The organism is Streptomyces sp. NPDC040545, from assembly GCF_055595065.1.
Genome location: NZ_JBVIWA010000011.1, coordinates 124,507 through 147,733 on the forward strand (window position 1 = coordinate 124,507; position 23,227 = coordinate 147,733).

A 23,227-nucleotide genomic window follows, 5' to 3' on the forward strand; every position below is an offset into this window, starting at 1 on the left:
GAGAAGAAGGCACGGGGGAGGGGCTGCACGATGACGGCCGAACTGGTCCGGGGGCAGAACCACCCCGTGTCCCAGAGCCGGGTGGAGATCAGGGTCTCGGCGGGCACGCCCGTGCTCACCCTGGCCGCGCTCGCCGACGAACAGGGCCGGTTCGCCGGCAACGGGATCCTCGCCCACCCGGGCGCCAGGTCCCTCCCCGGCGTCGAGTCGCCGGGCGAGCTCGCCGAGCGGCACACCTTCACCGTCGACCTCGACGAGGTCGCGGCGGACGTCCACCGGCTCGGTGTGCTGCTCGTCCTTCCGCCCGGCGGCCCGGTCCGCTTCGGCGCGGTACCGGCCTCCTACGTGGCCGTGGCCGACCCGGGAGGCGCCGAGCTCGCCGGTTACACCCTGACGGGGCTCGACGCCGAGACGGCCGTCGTCGCCCTGGAGCTGTACCGGCGCCAGGGCGCCTGGAAGGTCCGCGCCGTGGGCCAGGGCTATGCCGACGGCCTCGGCGCCCTGCTCGCCGACGGCGGGCTGCCCGCGGCGGCCGCCGCGGAGCTGGCCGCCGCCGCGCTCGGCACGACCCCCCGTACAGCGGGGGCCGACGCCACCCTCGCGACCATGCCGACCCTCGTCGGTGACCTGCGCGCCCCGCAGACCCCGGCGCAGGCTCCCGCGCCCGCCCCCGAGCCGCCGGACCCGGTCCCCGTCTCCGGGCACCCGTACGCCGGTACGCCCGGACCCGCGCCCGGGGGTGACGGTGCGGGCTCCCCGCCCACCATCAGCTACGCCCACCCGCGGCGCCGCCGCACCAGCACCGAGCCCCCCGAGCCCGCGCCGCGGGCCGCAGCGCCGCAGGAACCCGGACAGCATCCGCGGCCCGTCGCGGGGGACGCCAGCGGCTGGTCCATGGAGGAGCGGCTCTACAACCAGGTCTGGGGGATGTTCGAGGACCTGGCCCGCACGGTCGCCGCCTACCGCAGTGCCGTCGATTTCGCCGACTCCCGCATGGACCGCGAGCTCGACGAGGCCCTGTCCGACCCGCGCCACCGCCTCGGCGGCTCCGGGAACGCCGCCCGTGACACCGCGCGGGCCCGCCGCGAGGAGCTCGTCGCCCAGGCCCAGGCCGTCCTCGACCGGGACCTGGCCCAGCTGATCGCCGAGTCGGAGGTGGTCGAGCCCGCGCTGCCGGCCGCGTACGCCCGCTGGGACAACCCCGTCTGGCACGGTCACCGCACGCCCGAGGAGAGCCCGCTGGCCCTGCGCCTGGGGGATCTGCACCTGCCCGAGCGGCCCGATCTGCGCATCCCCATGCTGACCCGGGTCCCGCTGGAGCGCGGACTGTGGATCGACAACGGCCGCACCGGCTCCGAGGCCGCGATGACCATGGACACCGACCGGCTGCGCCGCGCCGCCATGGACATGGCCGTCGCCCTCGCGGTCCGGCTGCTCGCCGTCCACCCCGCCGACCGGTTCTCCGTGCACGTCATCGACGCGGCCGGGGCCGGATCCGCCTCCCTGGCGCCGCTCGTACGCGCCGGGGTGCTGGCCGGCCCGCCCGCCGCCGGGGCCACCGGGGTCACCCAGACCCTGGCACGGCTGACCCGGCGGGTGGACCTCGTGCAGATGGCGCTGCGGGCCGGAGCCCCCGAGGACCTGCCGCCGGACGTGGACACGGCCGACCAGCTGCTGATCGTGCACGACTTCCCGCACGGCTTCGACGACCGGGCCGTCACCCAGCTGCGCTACCTCGCCGACGAGGGCGCGGCCGTCGGCGTGCACCTGCTGATGGTCGCGGACCGCGACGAGGCCTCGGCCTACGGACCGCTGCTCGACCCGCTGTGGCGCTCCCTGATGCGGCTCTCGCCGGTGCCCGACAACCACCTCGCCGACCCCTGGGTCCATCACGCCTGGACCTTCGAACCGGACCTGCCCCCGCAGGGCAGCAGGGTCCTCGACCAGGCACTGGACCGGGTGGCGGAGGCCCGGCGCACTACCCGTCCGTGACCATTCTTTGGTGTTCTCTTTACCTTTACCGCCTTCGGCGGGTAAGCTCGTCCGTGCGGAGGGGAGTATTCCTGCTTTCCTGCTACGGCGTACCCGTCAATACGGACCGCTGCGGTTTCGATGAACGCAGTCGGTCCCGGGGCGTCGGCCCACGGCCTCCAGGCCGCCCGGGTGGAAGAGACCTCCGGCAGCGATGACGCTGACGAAGTGCTGAGCCATCCGCCGGAGGCGTGTTCACCATGGAAGTTTCCTGGGCCCTTTGGGCTGCGACCATTCTCGGTCTGTCCCTCCTCATCGGTGCCGATTTCTTCATCGGCCGCAAACCGCACGATGTGTCGATCAAGGAAGCCGGCACCTGGACGGTCGTCTGGATCGTCCTCGCCGGACTCTTCGGGCTCGGCCTGTGGTTCTTCGGCAACCCCCAGGCGTCACAGGAGTTCTTCGCGGGCTTCATCACCGAGAAGTCGCTGAGCGTCGACAACCTCTTCGTCTTCGTCCTGATCATGGCGAAGTTCGCGGTGCCGTCCCACCTCCAGCAGCGCGTGCTGCTCATCGGCGTACTGATCGCCCTGGTCCTGCGCGCGGTCTTCATCGCCGCCGGCGCCGCGATCATCGCCAGCTTCTCCTGGGTCTTCTACATCTTCGGCGCGTTCCTGATCTACACCGCGTGGAAGCTGATCCAGGAGGCCCGCAAGGACGAGGACGACGAGGAGTTCGAGGAGAACCGTCTCCTCAAGTCCGTCGAGAAGAAGTTCGGCGTCGCCGACCGCTACCACGGCACCAAGCTCTTCATCGTCGACAACGGCAAGCGCGTACTGACCCCGCTGATGGTCGTCATGCTCGCCATCGGCACCACCGACGTGCTGTTCGCCCTGGACTCCATCCCCGCGATCTTCGGCCTCACCCAGGACCCGTACATCGTCTTCACGGCCAACGCCTTCGCGCTGATGGGTCTGCGCCAGCTGTACTTCCTCATCGGCGGTCTGCTGAAGAAGCTGGTCCACCTCAGCTACGGCCTGTCGATCATCCTGGGCTTCATCGGCGTCAAGCTGGTGCTCCACGCCCTGCACGAGAACGGCGTCCACGTCCCGGTGATCTCGATCCCGGTCTCCCTCGGCGTCATCTGCGGTGTCCTGGTCATCACCACGATCACCAGCCTGATGGCCTCGAAGAAGCAGGCGGCGGCCGAGGCCGCCGCCCGCCCGGAGAACGTCGACGCGTAACCGGATCGAAGGATCCGGATCCGCGGGACCTACACGGGGGCGGCCGCTCCGGCCGCCCCCGTTTCCGTCGCCCGCCCCGCGGCCGCCCGCTTCGACGCCACCGCCGGAACGGTCTCCGGCAGCAGTGCGAAGCAGACCAGGCTGACCAAGGCGATCCCGGTCAGGTACAGCGCGACACCCCACGGCGGACCGGAACCGTCCGCCAGCGCCGTCGCCACGATCGGGGTCAGCGCCCCGCCCAGCACGCCGCCCAGGTTGTAGCCGACGGCCGCGCCCGTGCAGCGGATCCGCGGCGCGTACAGCTCGGGCAGGTACGCGGCCACCACCGAGAACATCGTCACCATGCCCAGCAGCGCGCCGGTGAAGCCGATCGTCATCAGCAGCGGATCGGCCGTCCGCAACAGCGCCACCAGCGGGAACATCCACACCGCGCAGATCGCGCACCCGATCAGGCACAGCGGCCGCCGCCCGTAGCGGTCACCGAGCACCGCGATCAGCGGGGTCACCATTCCCTTGATCGCGACCGCGACCATGATGCAGGCCAGCATCGCCGTGCGGTTCACCGAGAGGTGCTCGGTGGCGTAGGCGAGGGACCAGGTGGTGACCGCGTAGAAGACGGCGTACCCGACGGCGAGCGCCCCGCCGGTCAGCAGGAGCAGCCGCCAGTGGCCCCGGACCACCTCGGCCAGCGGGGCCTCGGCCCGCCGGTCCGTCGCGGCGAGCGCCCGGAACTGCGGGGTCTCCTCCACCGAGCGGCGCAGCCACAGCCCGGCCAGCGCCAGCACCCCGGCCGCCCAGAACGGCACCCGCCACCCCCAGGCGGTGAACTGGGCATCGGTCAGCGACGCGGACAGCCCCAGCATCAGGCCGTTGGCGAGCAGGAAGCCCACCGCCGGGCCCATCTGCGGAAAGCTCGACCACAGTCCGCGCCGCCGCTCGGGTGCGTGCTCGGCGGTCAGCAGCACGGCGCCGCCCCACTCCCCGCCCAGCCCGAGGCCCTGCAGGAAGCGCAGCAGGAGCAGGAGTACGGGCGCGGCCATGCCGATCGAGCCGTACGAGGGCACGCAGCCGACGGCCACGGTGGCGAGGCCGGTGAGCAGCAGGGAGGCGAGCAGCACCGGGCGCCTGCCGTAGCGGTCGCCGATATGGCCGAAGACCGCCGAACCGAGCGGGCGGGCCAGGAAACCGACGCCGAAGGTGCCGAAGGCGGCGAGGGTTCCGGCGAGCGGGGAGAAGGAGGGGAAGAAGAGCGGGCCGAGCACGAGGGCGGCGGCCGTCCCGTACACGAAGAAGTCGTAGAACTCGATCGCGGTCCCGGCGAGCGAGGCCGTGGCCAGCCGCAGCATGCCGGGACCGGCGGAGCCGTCGGCTTCGGCCGGCGGGGTCTCGTGCGGCGTGGTGGAGGAAGCGGCGGGGAATGGGGCGGGGGAAGCGCCGGGGGAGGCTTCGGGGGCGGAGGAGGCCAGGGGCGGGGACGGGTCGTGTGGCATGCCGCACCAGATACCCGTTCCCCGCCCCTCAGGACGTGAGTTCGGCCGTAAGCGACCGGAAGGAGTGCGTCGCGCCCGGAAGTTGACGCGTTGCGGTGCCTACCAGCCGCGCTCGCGCCATTCGGCCAGGTGCGGACGCTCGGCGCCGAGCGTGGTGTCGTTGCCGTGGCCCGGGTAGACCCAGGTCTCGTCCGGCAGCTGCTCGAAGATCTTGTGCTGCACGTCGTCGATCAGGCTGGCGAAGGCCTTCGGGTCGCCCTGGGTGTTGCCGACGCCGCCCGGGAAGAGACAGTCGCCGGTGAACACGTGGGGGTGGCCGTGCGGGTCGTCGTAGACCAGCGCGATCGAGCCGGGGGTGTGTCCGACCAGGTGGCGGGCGGTCAGCGAGACCCGTCCGACCGTGATCGTGTCCCCGTCGGCGACCGGCACGTCCGTCGCCACCGGGATGCCCTCGGCGTCGAGGGCGCCCGCGAGGGTGCGCGCGCCGGTCGCCGCGACGACCTCGGCGAGCGCGCCCCAGTGGTCGCCATGCCGGTGCGTGGTGACCACGGACGCGATGCCGTCGTCGCCGATCAGGCTGAGCAGGGTGCCCGCCTCGGCGGCCGCGTCGATGAGCAGCTGCTCGTCGGTGGCGCGGCAGCGCAGCAGGTAGGCGTTGTTGTTCATCGGGCCCACCGCGACCTTGGAAATCATCAGGTCCGCAAGTTCGTGCACGTCGGCGGGACCGCCGACCTTGACCTCTCCGGTGTACGTCATGCCTTGATCCTAGAGCGGGGGGAGCCCGGGGAGCGGGCCGCCCGAGGTGGTCAGGGAGGCGCCCTTGTCGCCGCGGCCGGCCAGCCAGGCCAGCAGCCCCGCGGCCGTGCCGGACACGGTCACGGCGGAATCCCCGGCGGAGCCGGTGCGCCAGCTGCGGCCGTCGGTCGCGACGAGGGTCACCGGCGGGACCTCGGGGCGCCCGGACCAGCGGTCGGCGAGGAAGACGATCTCGCGCTCGGTGAACTCGTCCGGGAGGTCAATGAGCTCGTAGCCGATGTTCAGGTCGACGTGGTGCAGATCGGCCTCGACCCAGCGCCGGAAGGGAACGTTGGCGGCGAGGTCCGTGATGCCGTTGCGCAGCTCGACCGTGCGCGTCCAGTCCTGGTCGGGCTCTGTGGTGGCCATGAAGCGGGCCGCGGAATCACGGAGGTCCGTCAGGTGTTCTTCCAGGGGCCGGCCGGCGTCGCGCTCGATGTCCGCGTCGCGGGCGGCGGCGCTCTCGTACATCGGGCGTCCCTCGAAAACGTTGACGAGGGCGTCCGCGTTGCGTGCGAGGTGGGCCAGGATGTGGCCGCGGGTCCAGCCCGGGAGGTGTGACTCCTCGGCGAGGGCTGCGTCGTCCAGTTTCGCGACAGCGGTCAGCAGCCGGTCCGTGGCTTCACGTACAGATCGCAGGTCGTGCACATGATCAGTCATGACGGCGAGCCTAGTGGCTCACCGGGGCCGGCCACACGATTGGGTGAAGCGGTCTGCGGAGTGCCGTAAATCGAATGTGCGTGCTATACGCTCGGAAGTCCAAGGACCAAGTCCATCGCAGAGGCGCCCCCCATACCCTGGGACGGGGGCCCGTGCCCCCGCTCTCTCAAGAAAGGTGCGGACCGGCGTGACCGACCGTCTCATCGTTCGTGGCGCTCGCGAGCACAACCTGAAGAACGTCTCGCTCGACCTGCCCCGCGACTCACTCATCGTCTTCACCGGACTCTCCGGGTCGGGCAAGTCCTCCCTGGCCTTCGACACGATCTTCGCCGAGGGCCAGCGCCGCTACGTCGAGTCGCTCTCGTCGTACGCCCGCCAGTTCCTCGGGCAGATGGACAAGCCCGACGTCGACTTCATCGAGGGCCTCTCCCCGGCCGTCTCGATCGACCAGAAGTCGACCTCGCGCAACCCGCGCTCGACCGTGGGCACCATCACCGAGGTCTACGACTACCTCCGCCTCCTCTTCGCCCGCATCGGCAAGCCGCACTGCCCCGAGTGCCGCCGCCCCATCTCGCGCCAGTCGCCGCAGGCGATCGTCGACAAGGTGCTCGCGCTCCCCGAGGGCAGCCGTTTCCAGGTGCTCTCGCCGCTGGTGCGCGAGCGCAAGGGCGAGTTCGTCGACCTCTTCTCCGATCTCCAGACCAAGGGCTACAGCCGGGCGCGGGTGGACGGGGAGACCATCCAGCTCTCCGAGCCGCCCACGCTGAAGAAGCAGGAGAAGCACACCATCGAGGTGGTCATCGACCGTCTCACCGTCAAGGAGAGCGCCAAGCGCCGCCTCACCGACTCCGTGGAGACCGCCCTCGGCCTCTCCGGCGGCATGGTGATCCTGGACTTCGTCGACCTCGCCGAGGACGACCCCGAGCGTGAGCGGATGTACTCCGAGCACCTCTACTGCCCCTATGACGACCTGTCCTTCGAGGAGCTGGAGCCGCGCTCCTTCTCCTTCAACTCGCCCTTCGGCGCCTGCCCCGAGTGCACCGGCATCGGCACGCGCATGGAGGTCGACCCCGAGCTGATCATTCCGGACGAGGACAAGTCCCTGGACGAGGGCGCGGTCTCGCCGTGGTCGCTCGGCCACACCAAGGACTACTTCCAGCGCCTGATCGGCGCGCTCGCCGGGGAGCTCGGCTTCCGGACCGACATCCCGTGGGCCGGGCTGCCGGCGCGCGCGAAGAAGGCCCTGCTCTACGGGCACAAGACGCAGATCGAGGTCCGCTACCGCAACCGGTACGGGCGCGAGCGGGCGTACACGACGGCCTTCGAGGGCGCCGTGCCGTTCGTCAAGCGGCGGCACGCGGAATCGGAGAGCGACGCCAGCCGCGAGCGCTTCGAGGGCTACATGCGCGAGGTGCCCTGCCCGACCTGTGAGGGCACCCGCCTCAAGCCGATCGTGCTCGCCGTCACGGTGATGGAGAAGTCCATCGCCGAGGTCGCTGCCATGTCGATCAGCGAGTGCGCGGACTTCCTGGGGCGGATGCGCCTCGACGCTCGCGACAAGAAGATCGCCGAGCGGGTCCTCAAGGAGGTCAACGAGCGGCTCCGCTTCCTCGTGGACGTCGGTCTCGACTACCTCTCGCTCAACCGGGCCGCCGGCACGCTGTCGGGCGGCGAGGCCCAGCGCATCCGGCTCGCCACACAGATCGGCTCCGGTCTGGTCGGCGTGCTCTACGTGCTGGACGAGCCGTCCATCGGTCTGCACCAGCGGGACAACCACCGGCTGATCGAGACCCTGGTGCGGCTGCGGGACATGGGCAACACGCTCATCGTCGTCGAGCACGACGAGGACACCATCAAGGTGGCCGACTGGGTCGTGGACATCGGTCCGGGCGCGGGCGAGCACGGCGGCAAGGTGGTGCACAGCGGGTCGCTGAAGGACCTGCTGAAGAACACCGAGTCGATGACCGGGCAGTACCTCTCGGGCAAGAAGTCCATCGAGATCCCGGACATCCGCCGGCCCGTGAACGGGGAGCGCAAGCTGACCGTCCACGGCGCCAAGGAGAACAACCTGCGGGACATCGACGTGTCCTTCCCGCTGGGCGTGCTGACGGCCGTGACCGGTGTGTCGGGTTCGGGCAAGTCGACGCTGGTCAACGACATCCTCTACACGCACCTGGCGCGTGAGCTGAACGGCGCCCGCTCGGTGCCGGGCCGGCACACGCGGGTCGACGGCGACGACCTCGTCGACAAGGTCGTGCACGTCGACCAGTCGCCGATCGGCCGCACCCCGCGGTCCAACCCGGCCACGTACACGGGTGTCTTCGACCATGTCCGCAAGCTGTTCGCGGAGACGATGGAGGCGAAGGTGCGCGGCTATCTGCCGGGCCGCTTCTCCTTCAACGTGAAGGGCGGCCGGTGCGAGAACTGCGCCGGTGACGGCACGATCAAGATCGAGATGAACTTCCTGCCGGACGTCTACGTCCCGTGCGAGGTCTGCCACGGCGACCGGTACAACCGGGAGACGCTGGAGGTCCACTACAAGGGCAAGTCCATCGCGGAAGTCCTGAACATGCCGATCGAGGAGGCGCTGGGCTTCTTCGAGGCGGTGCCGACGATCGCGCGTCACCTCAAGACGCTCAACGAGGTCGGGCTGGGCTACGTCCGCCTCGGCCAGTCCGCGCCGACCCTCTCGGGTGGTGAGGCGCAGCGCGTGAAGCTGGCCTCCGAGCTCCAGAAGCGGTCGACGGGCCGGACGGTCTACGTGCTGGACGAGCCGACCACGGGTCTGCACTTCGAGGACATCTCGAAGCTGATCAAGGTGCTGTCGGGGCTGGTGGACAAGGGGAACTCGGTGATCGTCATCGAGCACAACCTGGATGTCATCAAGACCGCGGACTGGGTCATCGACATGGGCCCGGAAGGCGGCTACGGCGGCGGTCTGGTGGTGGCCGAGGGCACGCCGGAGGCGGTGGCCTCGGTGGGCGCCAGCCACACGGGCAAGTTCCTGCGGGACATCCTGGGCGCCGACCGGGTGTCGGACGCTGCGGCGTCTCCGGTACGGGCCACGGCGAAGAAGGCCCCGGCGAAGAAGGCCCCGGCGAAGACGGCGGCGAAGAAGACGGCGGCCACCAAGGCCGTCGCCGCGAAGAAGGCGGCTCCGGCCAAGAAGGCGACGGCCCGGGCCCGCAAGGCATAGCCGCCGAGCCGCGATCGGATCCGCGTACGGGTTCGCGTACGCGTACGAGGGGAGGGTCCGGCCCATGGCCGGGCCCTCCCCTCGTGCGCTCCCCTCAGGAGGCGACGCCGACCGCGTGGCCCGCGCAGGCCGGGTCCGTCAGGGTGGCCAGGAGGGCGTCCGCGACGTCCGCGCGCGGGATGACCCGGCCGCCGGGCACGTTGGCGTCGATCGCGCGCCGGTAGGTGCCGGTGCGGGGCTTGTTCTGCAGCATCGGCGGCCTGACGACCGTCCACCGCGTCCCGCTCGCGGCCATCGCCGCCTCCATGTCCGCGAGGTCCGCGTAGACGTCCCGCAGCAGTCGGCGCAGCAGCGGGAAGACCACGGCGCGGGTGAAGATCCCCGCGTCCTCCGGCAGCGGGCCGACGGGTGCGGCGCTCACGGCCGACAGGGGCCGCACCCCCGCCCGGTCCATGGCCGAGGTGATCGCGCTCAAGGCCGGGCCCGCGACGGGCTTCGCCTTCGCCTGCTTGTTGTTCGCCGCGCCCAGCGCCGAGACCACCGCGTCCCGCCCGCTCACCACGGGCAGCACCGCCTCGACGTCGGTCACATCGGTCACCGTGGCCACGTGGAGCCGCTCATGGGCGGGAACGGGGAGCCGCGACGGGTCCCGCACGACCGCGGTGACCTCGTGTCCCGCGTCGAGTGCCTGCCGGACGACCTCGCGGCCGACGCCGCCCGTGGCCCCGAACACCGTGATCTTCATCGTCATACCCCCGCGACAAGAGGTGGGTGAGTATTTACTCACCCCTGGTTCCGCTAGGGTGAGTGAATGCTCACCTCGAAGTCAAGCCGCCCCACCCCCGAGCGGCTGCTGGACGCCGCCGAGAAGCTGATGCGCACCGTCGGGCTGGCGAGCGCCACCACGAAGGCCATCGCCAGGGAGGCCGGGTGCTCGGAGGCCGCGCTCTACAAGTACTTCGCGAACAAGGAAGAGCTGTTCGTGCGCGTGCTGCTGGAACGCACTCCCAACGCCGGCCCGCTCATGGCCGTCCTGCAGGCCGGTCCGGGGGACCGGGGAGTCGAGGAGACCCTCGGCGAGATCGCCCGGCACGCCTCGCTCTTCTACGCCGACGCCATACCGATGGCCGGCTCGCTCTTCGCCGACCCCGCGCTGCTCACCCGCCACCGCGAGGGCGTCCAGGAGATCGGGGCCGGACCGCACGTGGTGCTGGACGCGCTGGCCGGCCGGCTGCGGCGCGAGCTCGACGCCGGCCGGCTGCGGCCCGACGCCGATCCGCGGGCCGCCGCGGCCCTGCTGCTCGGAGCCTGCTTCCAGCGGGCCTTCTTCCTGCACTTCTCCGGGGCCCACGTGGTCCAGCCCGTCGAGGAGTTCGCCCCGGCCGTGGCCCGCACCGTCTGGGCCGCTATTCGCTGAGCTCCGCCGCGTACGGCGGCTCCGCGCCCGCCCGCGTGCAGGTCAGCGCCGCCGCGTGGGCGGCGTGGGCCAGGACCTGCGGCCAGTCCACCGGGTCGCCCGGCGCGAGGGCGAGCCGGTGCAGCAGGGCGGCGTTGACGGTGTCGCCCGCGCCGATCGTGTCCACCACCGCCACCGGACGGGCCGCCGCCGTGTACTCCCCGCCCTCCCGGGTCCAGGCCGTCAGGCCCGCCGCGCCCCGGGTCAGCACCACCGCCGACGGTCCGGCCGCCAGCCAGTCCCCGACCCGGCCGCCCAGCCAGGCCGCGTCCTCCTCCGACAGCTTGAGGACGCTCGTGTGCGGCAGCAGCCGTTCCAGGAAGCGTGCGCGGTACGCCGCCGGGTCCGCGATCAGCGCCGGCCGGATGTTGGGGTCCAGCAGGGTCAGCACCCCGCGCCGGGACTCCCGGCGCAGCAGGGCCTCGTACGCGCTCGCGCCCGGTTCCAGGACCAGCGAGCAGGTGCCGAGCGCGAGGGCCCGTACCCCGTCCGGGAGGGCGGGCGGCAGCGTGAACAGCCGGTCCGCCGTGCCCTCGACGTAGAAGCCGTACGAGGCCGAGCCGTCCGGGGCCAGCGAGGGCACGGCGAGCGTGGTCGGCTCCGGTCCGCGCTGGACCAGCGACAGGTCCACCCCGGCGGCCCGCAGCCCGGCCAGCAGGCTCTCGCCGAAACCGTCCGAGGAGACCCGGGAACAGAAGGCCACCTCGGCGCCGAGCCGGCCGAGCGCCAGCGCGGTGTTGTACGGTCCGCCGCCCGGCCGGGGCAGCAGCGCCCCGGGCGGCCGCGTCACGGGCACCAGGTCGATGAGGGCTTCTCCGCCGACGACGATCACGCGGGGGAAGCTACCTCATGGGACGGAGGTATCGTCGGGTGGGCCGGTGCCCCGGCCGGGTTCCGGCCCGCGCCCCGCCCCGCACCCCTTCCCCACGTGCCCGTACCCCAGGAGAACCGCATGCCCGCGCCGCAGTCGCCCGCCCGCCGTACCGTCCTCAAGGGCGCCGCCGCGCTCGCCGGGGCCGCGGGCGCCGGAGCGACCCTCGCGGCCTGCTCCACCGAGAGCGACAGCGGAGGCAACACCCCCGCCACCCCCGCCGCGCCGGTGGACCTGGGCGCCGCGGCCGATGTCCCGGTGGGCGGCGCGAAGCTGTACCGGGAGAACAAGCTGATCGTCAGCTGCCCGGCGGAGGGCCAGTACAAGGCCTTCAGCGCGCAGTGCACGCACGCCGGCTGCGTCCTGGACAAGATCGTCGAGGGTGAGGGGAACTGCCCCTGCCACGGCAGCCGCTTCGACGTGAAGACCGGCAACGTCCTGCGCGGTCCGGCCTCCGCACCGCTGCCCGCCGTCCCGGTCCGGGCCGAGAACGGCAAGCTCGTCGCGGGCTGACCCGCACCCCTTTCCGCATCCGCGCCCGGACCTCAGTCCCAGTCCCACGCGATCCCGAGGATCCCGCGCCGCACCGACTGCTCCACCAGGTGGACCGCCCGGTGCCGGCCGCTGGGCGTCAGGTCCACGAGGCCGGTGCGCGGGGCCTCGGGCCCGCCCCGGGCGAAGCGCCGGCAGCGCACCGGCAGGGCCGCCTCGTCGAAGCTGACCTGGAGCATGTACTGGCCGCCGGCGTAGCTGAACCCGCGTACGTACTCGCCGCTGCGGGCTCCGGTGCCGTCCTCGATCCCGTAGCCGAAGACGTGGGTGTCCCCTCGCCGCAGCCGCGCATCGAAGAGCAGCTCGGCGACCACCACCCCGGACTCCGGGTGGCACCGCACCCGGCCCGTGCGGCAGTTCTCGTACGCCGTCACGCGCATCCGGGACACGTCGCAGCCGGGGTCGCCGTGGTGGACGGCCAGGTAGCGGTCCACGCCGTCGCGGTGCGCCCGGACGATCTGCTGCGACTCGCGGACCCGCAGCTCACCCGCCGGTCCGATGCGGACCCGCTCGTGGTGGCCGACCGAGTGCAGCCCGCCGTCCGGCGGGAGGTCCATCCCGTCCAGCAGCCGCTCCACCGTCCCGCCCAGGCTGAACAGGGCCCGGTACGAGCGGGTGGGCGGGCGCGCGGCCCCGGGGCCCGGATCCTCGGCGGCCAGCAGGCGCAGGAGGACGCCGTCGGGCAGTTCCAGGATCCGCTCCAGGGCGCTGACCGCCCGCAGCGACTCCGGGTGACGCGGCCGCCGCGCGCCCTGCTGCCAGTAACTGAGGCTGGTGACACCGAGCTTGATGCCCTGTGCCGCGAGCCGGTGCTGCACCCGGTGCAGGGGCAGTCCACGCGCGGCGAGGGCGGCACGCAGGGCGAGGTGGAAGGGGCCGCCGTGCAGCAACTGGCCGAGTTCTGCCGTGTCCTCGGTCGGTCGCATGGCGACTCCTTCGTGAACGTTCACACGGGCCGGCGCGGGGGATCGCGGCGGAGGCTCCGGGGGACCAGGTGACACGGCAGCAACCGTTCACACCGCAGCCCCACCGTTCACACAGCAGTGTCACCGCGTATTGAAGCGTGTTGACCTGATCGCGACAACTCCCTGATGCTCCTGAACAGCGTCCGGACGCGCTCCTCCACCCCCCCACACCCCACATCGGGAGGAACGCGATGCGCAACCGAAACCGGCGGCACTCCCCAGCCGCCTGTCTCACCGCCGTGCTCACCGCCCTGCTGTTCACCCTGCCCCTCGGCGCCGGCACCGCCGCCGCTGCCGAGGCCGGCACCGACTCCGCCTTCGCCGCCAAGCGCCTGAACATCACCATGCAGGCCCAGGCCAAGACCAACTGGTGCTGGGCCGCCGGCGGCAACACCATCGCCACCTGGTTCGGCCGGAACTACAGCCAGAACCAGTTCTGCAACGCCGCCTTCGACCGCCAGCAGGGCAGCGAATGCCCCAACAACCAGGCCACCCTGGGCAACGTCCAGACCGGCCTGCGCTGGGCCGGCATCAACCCCGGTTCGTACGTCAGCGGCTGGCTCCAGTACTCCACCGTCCAGACCGAGGTCAACGCCGGCCGGCCCGTCGAGACCCGCATCCAGTGGTCGAACGGCGGCGGCCACATGCACGTCGTGTACGGCTACGACACCGCGAACAACTGGGTCTACTGGGGCGACCCCTGGCCCTCCAGCGACCGCTACAACTGGGCCTCGCACTCCTGGTACGTGAACAACAGCACCTTCTCCTGGACCCACTCCCTCTACCGGATCGGGGCGTGACCGCCATGACCCTGCGCGCCACCACCGCCGCAGCCGCGGTCCTCGCCGCCACCGCCCTCCTCGGCCTCGCCCCGTCCGCCGCCGCGGCACCCGGGGGCCCGCTGCCGCAGCCCCAGGCCGCCACCGCCGAGAACAAGGCCGCCGCCGCGCAGGCGGCCACCGCCCCCGACACCCTGGCCACCCTCTCCCGCTTCTTCGCCCGGGAGGGCAAGGTCTCCCTCACGGCCGCGCAGCCCCGGATCGAGGGCGAGGCGATACCGGTCAACCACCTCTCCCCGGAGTTCGTCGCGGGCAGAGCGGGCGCACCCGTCGCCCGCCTGGAATTCCTGGCCAGCAAGGCCGTCTCCGCCGACGGGCAGCAGGCCGCGCTGTGGACGGCGCGGACGGAGGCCGGCTGGGAGGTCGTGAACATCGCCACCGGCGACGACGAGTTCCGCTACGCCCGGCTGGGTGCGGAGAAGCTGCCCGGTGGGACGGTGTTCCGGGAGCCGCAGATCGACGCCTGGTACGTGGCCGGGGGCAGCAGGGTGCTGCCGCTGGACGAGGACGCGGTGCGGGCCGTGGGTACCGGGGGGACGAGCCTGGCCGCCTACCGGGCGCGGGTCGTCAAGGCGTACGGGGACAAGCTCCCGGGCTCCCCGTACGCCGGGCGCGGCGCGGCCGGCGGCTACGCCGAAGCCGCTGCGGCCGCCGGGCCCCCGGTTGCGGTGATGGCGTCCGGTGCCGGGGCGCTCGCGCTGGGCGGTACCGGGGTGCTGCTCCTGCGCCGCCGGCGCGCCGTGGCGTAACCCCGTGCCCGCAGGGCCCGGCTCCGCCGATGGGGCCGGGCCCTGCGTGTCCGGCTGCGGCACCGTGGCCGCGCCTCGAACGCCGGCGGGGCTGAGAGATCAGGGCTCCGCCCCCGGACCCCGCGCCTCGAACGCCGGCGGGGCCGGATGTGCGGCCCGCCCGGATCCGCCAACCGCGCCGGAGGCGTACGGTCTGTTGTCGGTCCGCGCAAGTAGGGTGGTTGGCATGGCCGACCCTTCCAGTTACCGCCCCGAGCCGGGACAGATCCCGGACTCCCCGGGGGTCTACAAGTTCCGCGACGAGCACCGCCGGGTGATCTACGTCGGGAAGGCCAAGAGCCTGCGCCAGCGCCTGGGCAGCTACTTCCAGGACATCGCCGGCCTGCACCCCCGTACCGCCACCATGGTGACCACGGCCGCCTCCGTCGAGTGGACCGTGGTGTCCACCGAGGTCGAGGCGCTCCAGCTGGAGTACTCGTGGATCAAGGAGTTCGACCCCCGGTTCAACGTCAAGTACCGGGACGACAAGAGCTACCCCTCCCTCGCCGTCACCCTCAATGAGGAGTACCCGCGGGTCCAGGTCATGCGCGGGCCCAAGAAGAAGGGCGTGCGCTACTTCGGTCCGTACGGGCACGCCTGGGCCATCCGCGAGACCGTCGACCTGATGCTCCGGGTGTTCCCGGTCCGGACCTGCTCCGCGGGCGTGTTCAAGCGCTCCGCCCAGATCGGCCGGCCCTGCCTCCTCGGCTACATCGGCAAGTGCTCCGCCCCCTGCGTCGGCAAGGTCACGCCCGAGGAGCACCGCGAACTGGCCGAGGACTTCTGCGACTTCATGGCCGGCCGCACCGGCACCTACCTCTCCCGGCTGGAGAAGGAGATGCACGCGGCGGCCGAGGAGATGGAGTACGAGAAGGCCGCCCGGCTGCGCGACGACATCGGGGCGCTGCGCCGGGCGATGGAGAAGAACGCCGTGGTGCTCGCCGACGCCACCGACGCCGACCTGATCGCCGTGGCCGAGGACGAGCTCGAAGCCGCGGTGCAGATCTTCCACGTCCGCGGCGGCCGGGTCCGCGGCCAGCGCGGCTGGGTCACCGACAAGGTCGAGGCCGTCGACACGGCCGGGCTCGTCGAGCACGCCCTCCAGCAGCTGTACGGCGAGGAGAAGGGCGAGGCAGTGCCCAAGGAGGTGCTGGTCCCGGCTCTCCCCGAGGACACGCCGACGCTGAACCAGTGGCTCGCCGAGCGCCGGGGGTCCCAGGTCAGCCTGCGGATACCGCAGCGCGGCGACAAGAAGGCCCTGATGGAGACCGTCCACCGCAACGCGCTGCAGTCCCTCGCCCTGCACAAGACCAAGCGCGCCAGCGACCTCACCACCCGCTCCCGGGCCCTGGAGGAGATCGCCGAGGCGCTGGACCTCGACAGCGCCCCGCTGCGCATCGAGTGCTTCGACATCTCCCACCTGCAGGGTGACGACGTCGTCGCGTCGATGGTCGTCTTCGAGGACGGGCTGGCCCGCAAGAGCGAGTACCGGCGCTTCCAGATCAAATCGCATCTGGGGCAGGACGACGTCCGCTCCATGCACGAGGTGGTCTCGCGGCGCTTCCGCCGCTACCTCCAGGAGAAGCTGAAGACCGGCGAGTGGGAGGCGGAGGAGGGCGAGGGCGCGGTGCCCGAGGACGACGGGCGCCCCAAGCGGTTCGCCTACCCGCCCCAGCTCGTCGTGGTCGACGGCGGGCAGCCGCAGGTCGCCGCCGCCAAGCGGGCCCTGGAGGAGCTCGGGATCGACGACGTCGCCGTGTGCGGTCTGGCCAAGCGGCTGGAGGAGGTCTGGCTGCCCGGCGAGGACGACCCCGTCGTGCTGCCGCGCACCAGCGAGGGCCTCTACCTGCTCCAGCGGGTCCGTGACGAAGCCCACCGGTTCGCGATCCAGTACCAGCGCAGCAAGCGCGGCAAGCGCCTGAAATCCGGCCCGCTGGACGAGGTGTCCGGCCTCGGCGAGAGCCGCAAGCAGGCCTTGATCAAGTACTTCGGTTCGGTGAAGAAGCTGAGACAGGCGACAATCGACCAGATCTGCGAGGTCCCGGGCATAGGCCGTAAGACGGCCGAGACCGTGGCCGCGGCCCTCGCCCAGGCGGTTCCCGCTGGTCCTGCCGTCAACACGGCCACAGGAGAGATCATTGAGGATGAGACCCCCGCGCCCGCGGGAGCATCGTCCGAACGGGGGACCGAGCAATGACCGAGCACGAGACCGCGAACGACCGAGACGGAGCACAGGTGAGTACGGGCACGACAGTGGAGCCCGGCGAGACCGCCGAGGCGGCCATCCCCGAGCTGGTGATCATCTCCGGTATGTCCGGGGCCGGCCGCAGTACGGCGGCGAAGTGTCTGGAGGACCTCGGCTGGTTCGTCGTCGACAACCTCCCGCCGGCCCTGATCCCGACCATGGTCGAGCTCGGCGCCCGCTCCCAGGGGAACGTGGCCCGCATCGCCGTCGTCGTCGACGTCCGCGGCCGCCAGTTCTTCGACGCCCTGCGTGAGTCCCTCGCCGACCTCGACAGCAAGGGCGTCACCCGCCGCATCGTCTTCCTGGAGTCCTCCGACGACGCGCTGGTCCGCCGCTTCGAGTCGGTCCGCCGCCCGCACCCGCTCCAGGGCGACGGGCGCATCACCGACGGCATCGCCGCCGAGCGAGACCTGCTGCGCGAGCTGCGCGGCGACGCCGACCTGGTGATCGACACCTCCAGCCTGAACGTGCACGAGCTGCGCGCGAAGATGGACGCCCAGTTCGCCGGGGACGAGGAGCCCGAGCTGCGGGCCACCGTCATGTCCTTCGGCTACAAGTACGGCCTCCCCGTCGACGCCGACCTCGTCGTCGACTGCCGCTTCATCCCCAACCCGCACTGGGTCCCGGAGCTGCGCCCCTTCACCGGGCTCAACGAGGAGGTGTCGGGGTACGTCTTCAGCCAGCCCGGCGCCAAGGAGTTCCTCGACCGCTACACCGAGCTGCTCCAGCTCATCGCCACCGGCTACCGCCGCGAGGGCAAGCGGTACGTGACCATCGCGGTCGGCTGCACGGGCGGCAAGCACCGCAGCGTGGCCATGTCCGAGAAGCTCGCCGCCCGCCTCGCCTCCGAGGGAGTCGAGACCGTCGTAGTCCACCGGGACATGGGGCGCGAGTGACCGCACGGACCCCGCGGCTGAGCCGCCTGCGCCGCCTCACCCCGGGCCGGGGCGAGGAAGGCGCGGGCCGCGCCGGCCGCTCCGGCCGCCGGCGCGGCGCCACGCCCAAGGTGGTGGCGCTCGGCGGCGGCCAGGGCCTGTCGGCCTCCCTCGCCGCCCTGCGCCGCATCACCGGTGACCTCACCGCCGTGGTCACCGTCGCCGACGACGGCGGTTCCAGCGGCCGGCTCCGGGAGGAGCTCGGTGTGCTCCCGCCCGGCGACCTGCGCAAGGCGCTGGCCGCGCTGTGCGGCGACGACGACTGGGGCCAGACCTGGGCCCGGGTCATCCAGCACCGCTTCCAGTCCGAGGGCGATCTGCACGGGCACGCCGTCGGCAACCTGCTGATCGTCGCCCTGTGGGAACAGCTCGGCGACCCCGTCCAGGCCCTCGACCTGGTCGGGAAGCTGCTCGGGGCGCAGGGCCGGGTGCTGCCCATGTCGGCGGTACCGCTGGAACTGCAGGCCCTGGTCAGGGGGCACGACCCGGCCCGCCCCGAGGAGGTGGACACCGTCCGCGGGCAGGCCACGGTGGCGCTGACCCCGGGCGAGGTGCTCTCCGTACAGGTGGTGCCGAGCGACCCGCCGGCCGTGCCGGAGGCCGTCGCGGCGGTCCTGGACGCCGACTGGGTGGTGCTCGGTCCGGGGTCCTGGTTCTCCTCGGTCATTCCGCACCTGCTGGTGCCGGAACTGCTGGACGCGCTGATGGAGACGAAGGCCCGGCGGGTCCTCTCGCTGAACCTCGCGCCGCAGCCCGGCGAAACAGAGGGCTTCTCTCCGCAGCGTCATTTGGAGGTTTTGGCCCGACACGCCCCTAAACTCGCCCTGGACGTGGTGCTGGCCGACGAGGCCGCCGTGCCCGACCGCGAGTCCCTTGCCGATGCCGCGAAACGGTTCGGTGCAGCGGTCGAGCTGGCGCCCGTGGCCAGGCAGGACGGTTCTCCGAAGCACGACCCGGAGCTGCTGGCCGCCGCGTACGACCGTATTTTTCGGATGCATGGAAGGATCGGCCCATGGCGATGACGCCTGCGGTGAAGGATGAGATCTCCCGCCTGCCCGTCACCCGGACCTGCTGCAGGAAGGCGGAGGTCTCGGCGATCCTTCGGTTCGCGGGCGGCCTGCACCTGGTGAGCGGCCGCATCGTCATCGAGGCGGAGCTGGACACCGGGATCGCCGCCAGACGCCTGCGCAAGGACATCCTGGAGATCTTCGGCCATTCCTCGGACCTGGTGGTGATGGCCCCGGGCGGACTGCGCCGCGGCAGCCGCTACGTGGTCCGCGTCGTGGCCGGCGGTGACCAGCTGGCGCGCCAGACGGGCCTCGTGGACGGCCGCGGCCGCCCCATCCGGGGTCTTCCCCCGCAGGTGGTCTCCGGGGCCACCTGCGACGCCGAGGCGGCCTGGCGCGGCGCCTTCCTGGCCCACGGCTCGCTCACCGAGCCGGGCCGGTCCTCCTCCCTGGAGGTCACCTGCCCCGGCCCGGAGGCCGCCCTGGCCCTGGTGGGCGCCGCCCGCAGGCTGTCCATCGCCGCCAAGGCGCGCGAGGTGCGCGGAGTGGACCGGGTCGTGGTCCGCGACGGCGACGCGATCGGCGCACTGCTGACCCGGCTCGGCGCGCACGAGTCGGTGCTGGCCTGGGAGGAGCGGCGGATGCGGCGCGAGGTCCGCGCCACCGCCAACCGCCTGGCCAACTTCGACGACGCCAACCTGCGCCGCTCCGCGCGGGCCGCGGTGGCCGCCGGAGCCCGCGTGCAGCGCGCGCTGGAGATCCTCGGCGAGGAGGTCCCCGAGCACCTGGCCGCGGCCGGCCGGCTGCGCATGGAGCACAAGCAGGCCTCCCTGGAGGAGCTGGGCGCGCTCGCCGACCCGCCGCTGACCAAGGACGCGGTCGCCGGCCGGATCCGCCGCCTGCTGGCGATGGCCGACAAGCGGGCCCAGGACCTCGGCATCCCGGGCACGGAGTCGAATCTCGACCTCAGCGAGGAGATGGCCGACAACATGGCCGGTTAGGCCGTCTCTTTCGGCTGAAGGGGCTCGCGCGATCACTCGTGCGGGCCCCTTTGCCGCACGCCCCATTGACATGAGCATGGGCCGGTCTTGAGTCTGGCGTCCGAACGCTTTCGTGGCAGACGACGCCCAGGGGGGCACATGAGTCACCGCGCGAGATCGATCCTCGCCGCAAGCGCACTCGTCTTCGGAACCACACTCGCCGTGCTGCCCGCCGCGGCACAGGCCCAGCCGGGACCCGGCGCCGCATCCGGCGCCGCATCCGGCGCCGACGAGGTACGGGTCTACGACGCCGACATCACCCGGGAACAGGTCCCGCTCGTCCTCGCCGCGGGGCAGGACGCGCACGAGCTCACCGAGCGGGCCCCGGAGACCGGAACCGCCCGGGTCGAGCTCTTCCTCAGCGGCGGCCAGGCCGCGGAACTCGCGGCCCAGGGCGTCAAGCTGGCCGAGCGCAAGGTCCCCGCCCAGGGCCTCGCCCGTGCCAAGGCCGCCGGGGACGGGGTGTTCCGCCCGTACAGCGGCAAGGGCGGCCTCCAGGAGGAGATCCTGCGGACCGCGCAGGAGAACCCGGGGCTCACCAAGGTCGTCTCCATCGGCAAGACCGTCCAGGGCAAGGACATCCTCGCCCTGAAGGTCAGCAAGAACGCCAGGAAGACCAAGGACGGCGACAAGCCGTCGGTCCTCTACATGTCCAACCAGCACGCCCGTGAGTGGATCACCCCCGAGATGACCCGGCGGCTGATGCACCACACCGTCGACAACTACGGCAAGGACCCCAGGATCACCAAGCTGGTGGACTCCAGCGAGCTGTGGTTCCTGCTCTCCGCCAACCCGGACGGGTACGACTACACGCACGCGGCCGACGGCCAGCGGCTGTGGCGCAAGAACCTGCGCGACAACAACGGCGACGGGAAGACCGGCCCCGGCGACGGCGTCGACCTCAACCGGAACTTCGCCTTCAAGTGGGGTTACGACAACGAGGGCTCCTCGCCGACCCAGTCGAACGAGACCTACCGCGGTCCGAGCGCCTCCTCCGAGCCCGAAACCGTCGCCCTCGACCGCTTCGAGAAGCGCATCGGCTTCGAGTACGCCATCAACTACCACTCCGCCGCCGAGCTGCTCCTCTACGGCGTGGGCTGGCAGGTCGCCACCCCCACCCCCGACGACGTCGCCTACAAGGCGCTCGCCGGCACCCCGGAGAACCCCGCCGTCCCGGGCTACTACCCGCAGGTCTCCTCCGAGCTCTACACCACCAACGGCGAGGCCGACGGCCACGCCTCCAACGTCAACGGCATCATGATGTTCACGCCGGAGATGACCACCTGCCAGACCGCCTCGGCGAGCGATCCCAACGACCGGTGGAAGCCCGAGGACTGCGCCTCCGGCTTCAACTTCCCGGACGACGAGAAGCTCATCCAGGCGGAGTTCGCCAAGAACATCCCCTTCGCCCTCTCCGTCGGCGAGAGTGCCGCGACCCCGGACCGGCCGAAGTCCTCGCTGGGCCTGAGCGCCGCCGACTTCACCGTGGACGCCTTCGCCACTTCCTACGCCGCCCGCGGCGAGGACCAGACGGTCTCCGTCACGGCCCGCAAGGCGCTGAAGGGCAAGGAACTCAACTTCCGGATCAACGGCGGCCGCACGCACGACGAGGACCTCGAGCCCTGGAAGGGCGGCGAGGTCTACGGCGGCGACGACAACAACTGGTTCGACGAGTACCGCGCCGAGGTCGACGGCGCGAAGCCCGGCGACAAGGTCGAGGTCTGGTTCACCGGCCGCGACCGCTCCGGCAAGCAGGTCTCCAGCGAGCACTTCACGTACACGGTGGCCGAGCGGCCGCGCGCGGACGTCCTGGTGATCGCGGAAGAGGGGGCCAAGGCCCAGCACGCCCAGACCTACGTCGACGCCCTGCGCGCCAACGGCAAGTCCGCGGCCGTCTGGGACGTCGCCGTCCAGGGCGCCCCGCACCACCTCGGCGTCCTCTCCCACTTCGGTACGGCCGTCCACTACACGGGGGCCAAGACCCCCGGCGGCGACACCCAGCTGGCGGTGCGCGACTTCCTGAACGAGGGCGGCAAGCTGATCGAGGCCGGTGAGCTGGCGGGCGGCAACGCCCAGGTCGGCCGAGCCGTGACCAACGACTTCAGCCAGTACTGGCTCGGCGCGTACAGCCGTACGAGCACCCCCGGAGCCACCGGCTTCGCCGGCGCCGGCGCCCTGAACGGCGCGCGGGGCAACGTCGGGGACGCCGCGGGCAACCCGCTGAACGCCCCCGGCGGGTACACCGTGACCTCCGAGACCCTGGCGCCCGCGCAGTTCCCGCAGTTCAAGAGCGCCCAGGCGGGAGCCTTCACCGGGGTCGTGAACCCGTACGCCCCTTACGCCGGCACCGGCATGGCCGCGGCCCAGCACGCCGACGACGACTGGAAGCGCCTCGTCCGCACGATCGACCTCACCGGGGTCACCGCAGCGGACCAGCCGCAGCTGAAGCTGGCGCTCAACTGGAACGTCGAGGAGGGCTACGACCACGCCGCGCTGGAGGCCCGGACCGCGGGCGGCGACGACTGGACCACCCTGCCGGACACGGGCGGCCTGAGCAGCTCCACCGTCCCGGAGGAGTGCGCGGCCGGGTTCTTCGTCAACGGACACCCGTTCCTGCGCCGCTACCTCACGCTCGACGCCGGCGGCTGCACCCCGCAGGGCACCAGCGGCAAGTGGAACAGCTTCACCGGCTCCTCCGGCGGCTGGAAGCAGGTCTCCTTCGACCTGAGCGCCTACGCCGGCAAGAGCGTTGAGCTCTCGCTCTCCTCCATCACGGACCCGGGCTCGGGCGGCCGCGGCGTCTTCGCGGACGAGGCACGCCTCTCCGTCAAGGGCGCGGACCAGCCCGCAGAGGGATTCGAGACGTCCCTCGGGGCCTGGACGGCGCAGGCCGCACCGGCCGGAAGTCCCGAAGTTCCCGGTGACTGGGCCCGGTCCGGGGAACTGTTCAAGTCCTACGCTGCGGTCACCACGCGTGACACGGTGTTGCTGGGCTTCGGCCTGGAGCACATGCCCGCCGCGGCGGACCGTGCCCTACTCGTCGGTAAGGCATTGCGCACACTGCACCGCTGATCGGAGGCCCGCTCGTCACTCACCCTGAGTGACGAGGGCCGAAGTCCGGGGGTCCCGTTCCGGAGCGTCCGGAACGGGACCCTCGCGGGAGTACCCCCGGG

General features: G+C 72.1%; 18 protein-coding genes. 12 read left to right on the forward strand and 6 right to left on the reverse strand.

What is annotated here, in order from left to right; genetic code table 11:
- Positions 1–30 precede the first annotated feature (30 nt).
- Both ACZ573_RS21815 and ACZ573_RS21820 read left to right on the forward strand, forming a co-directional pair.
- Positions 31–1,992 carry a TerD family protein gene (locus ACZ573_RS21815; protein WP_471306642.1) on the forward strand — a complete coding sequence of 654 codons (1,962 nt, stop codon included), beginning with the start codon at positions 31–33 and terminating at the stop codon, positions 1,990–1,992.
- 239 nt (positions 1,993–2,231) lie between these two features.
- Entirely contained in the window at positions 2,232–3,215 is a 984-nt protein-coding gene (locus tag ACZ573_RS21820; RefSeq protein ID WP_471306644.1) for a TerC family protein, read from the forward strand.
- 29 nt (positions 3,216–3,244) lie between these two features.
- Here the strand turns inward: ACZ573_RS21820 and ACZ573_RS21825 are convergent, their stop codons facing one another.
- The 3 genes from ACZ573_RS21825 to ACZ573_RS21835 all read right to left on the reverse strand — a co-directional run bounded on the left by ACZ573_RS21825 (position 3,245) and on the right by ACZ573_RS21835 (position 6,160).
- Positions 3,245–4,561, reverse strand: coding sequence for an MFS transporter (locus tag ACZ573_RS21825; RefSeq protein ID WP_471306828.1), 1,317 nt, complete (start codon positions 4,559–4,561; stop codon positions 3,245–3,247).
- A 243-nt stretch (positions 4,562–4,804) separates the two neighbouring features.
- A complete protein-coding gene (locus ACZ573_RS21830; protein WP_471306645.1) occupies positions 4,805–5,461 on the reverse strand; it encodes an MBL fold metallo-hydrolase in 657 nt (218 codons plus the stop codon).
- Between the two features lie 9 nt (positions 5,462–5,470).
- Positions 5,471–6,160: a maleylpyruvate isomerase family mycothiol-dependent enzyme gene (locus ACZ573_RS21835; protein WP_471306647.1), complete on the reverse strand. Its 690-nt coding sequence runs from the start codon at positions 6,158–6,160 to the stop codon at positions 5,471–5,473.
- A 187-nt stretch (positions 6,161–6,347) separates the two neighbouring features.
- Here ACZ573_RS21835 and uvrA point away from each other — a divergent pair, with 187 nt between their 5' ends.
- The gene (gene uvrA / locus ACZ573_RS21840) at positions 6,348–9,356 is read left to right on the forward strand and encodes an excinuclease ABC subunit UvrA (protein ID WP_471306649.1); all 3,009 of its coding nucleotides are present in this window, start codon (positions 6,348–6,350) and stop codon (positions 9,354–9,356) included.
- Between the two features lie 94 nt (positions 9,357–9,450).
- On the opposite strand, the gene ACZ573_RS21845 is transcribed toward uvrA, so the two are convergent.
- Positions 9,451–10,101 carry an NAD(P)-dependent oxidoreductase gene (locus ACZ573_RS21845; RefSeq protein WP_471306830.1) on the reverse strand — a complete coding sequence of 217 codons (651 nt, stop codon included), beginning with the start codon at positions 10,099–10,101 and terminating at the stop codon, positions 9,451–9,453.
- A gap of 66 nt (positions 10,102–10,167) precedes the next feature.
- Between ACZ573_RS21845 and ACZ573_RS21850 the strand changes: the two genes are divergently transcribed.
- Positions 10,168–10,773: a TetR/AcrR family transcriptional regulator gene (locus tag ACZ573_RS21850; RefSeq protein ID WP_471306650.1), complete on the forward strand. Its 606-nt coding sequence runs from the start codon at positions 10,168–10,170 to the stop codon at positions 10,771–10,773.
- Here ACZ573_RS21850 and ACZ573_RS21855 read toward each other — a convergent pair.
- Entirely contained in the window at positions 10,763–11,644 is an 882-nt protein-coding gene (locus ACZ573_RS21855; protein ID WP_471306652.1) for a carbohydrate kinase family protein, read from the reverse strand. The genes ACZ573_RS21850 and ACZ573_RS21855 overlap by 11 nt on opposite strands.
- A gap of 120 nt (positions 11,645–11,764) precedes the next feature.
- Here ACZ573_RS21855 and ACZ573_RS21860 point away from each other — a divergent pair, with 120 nt between their 5' ends.
- Positions 11,765–12,196 carry a Rieske (2Fe-2S) protein gene (locus ACZ573_RS21860; protein WP_471306654.1) on the forward strand — a complete coding sequence of 144 codons (432 nt, stop codon included), beginning with the start codon at positions 11,765–11,767 and terminating at the stop codon, positions 12,194–12,196.
- Positions 12,197–12,228: 32 nt separating this feature from the next.
- Here the strand turns inward: ACZ573_RS21860 and ACZ573_RS21865 are convergent, their stop codons facing one another.
- Positions 12,229–13,161, reverse strand: coding sequence for a hypothetical protein (locus ACZ573_RS21865; protein WP_471306656.1), 933 nt, complete (start codon positions 13,159–13,161; stop codon positions 12,229–12,231).
- 230 nt (positions 13,162–13,391) lie between these two features.
- Here ACZ573_RS21865 and ACZ573_RS21870 point away from each other — a divergent pair, with 230 nt between their 5' ends.
- The 7 genes from ACZ573_RS21870 (at position 13,392) to ACZ573_RS21900 (ending at position 23,126) form a co-directional block, all read left to right on the forward strand.
- The gene (locus ACZ573_RS21870) at positions 13,392–14,000 is read left to right on the forward strand and encodes a papain-like cysteine protease family protein (protein ID WP_471306657.1); all 609 of its coding nucleotides are present in this window, start codon (positions 13,392–13,394) and stop codon (positions 13,998–14,000) included.
- A gap of 5 nt (positions 14,001–14,005) precedes the next feature.
- Positions 14,006–14,788 (forward strand): hypothetical protein, encoded by a 783-nt coding sequence (locus tag ACZ573_RS21875; RefSeq protein ID WP_471306832.1) that lies wholly within the window; start codon positions 14,006–14,008, stop codon positions 14,786–14,788.
- Between the two features lie 226 nt (positions 14,789–15,014).
- Positions 15,015–17,024 carry an excinuclease ABC subunit UvrC gene (gene uvrC / locus ACZ573_RS21880; RefSeq protein WP_471306659.1) on the forward strand — a complete coding sequence of 670 codons (2,010 nt, stop codon included), beginning with the start codon at positions 15,015–15,017 and terminating at the stop codon, positions 17,022–17,024.
- Positions 17,021–17,968, forward strand: coding sequence for an RNase adapter RapZ (rapZ, locus tag ACZ573_RS21885; protein ID WP_471306660.1), 948 nt, complete (start codon positions 17,021–17,023; stop codon positions 17,966–17,968). The genes uvrC and rapZ overlap by 4 nt, the downstream gene beginning before the upstream one ends.
- Positions 17,965–19,029 (forward strand): gluconeogenesis factor YvcK family protein, encoded by a 1,065-nt coding sequence (locus tag ACZ573_RS21890; protein ID WP_471306662.1) that lies wholly within the window; start codon positions 17,965–17,967, stop codon positions 19,027–19,029. The genes rapZ and ACZ573_RS21890 overlap by 4 nt, the downstream gene beginning before the upstream one ends.
- Positions 19,020–20,015: a DNA-binding protein WhiA gene (gene whiA, locus ACZ573_RS21895; protein ID WP_030009075.1), complete on the forward strand. Its 996-nt coding sequence runs from the start codon at positions 19,020–19,022 to the stop codon at positions 20,013–20,015. The genes ACZ573_RS21890 and whiA overlap by 10 nt, the downstream gene beginning before the upstream one ends.
- 138 nt (positions 20,016–20,153) lie before the next feature.
- Entirely contained in the window at positions 20,154–23,126 is a 2,973-nt protein-coding gene (locus tag ACZ573_RS21900; protein ID WP_471306664.1) for a M14 family metallopeptidase, read from the forward strand.
- Positions 23,127–23,227 lie beyond the last annotated feature (101 nt).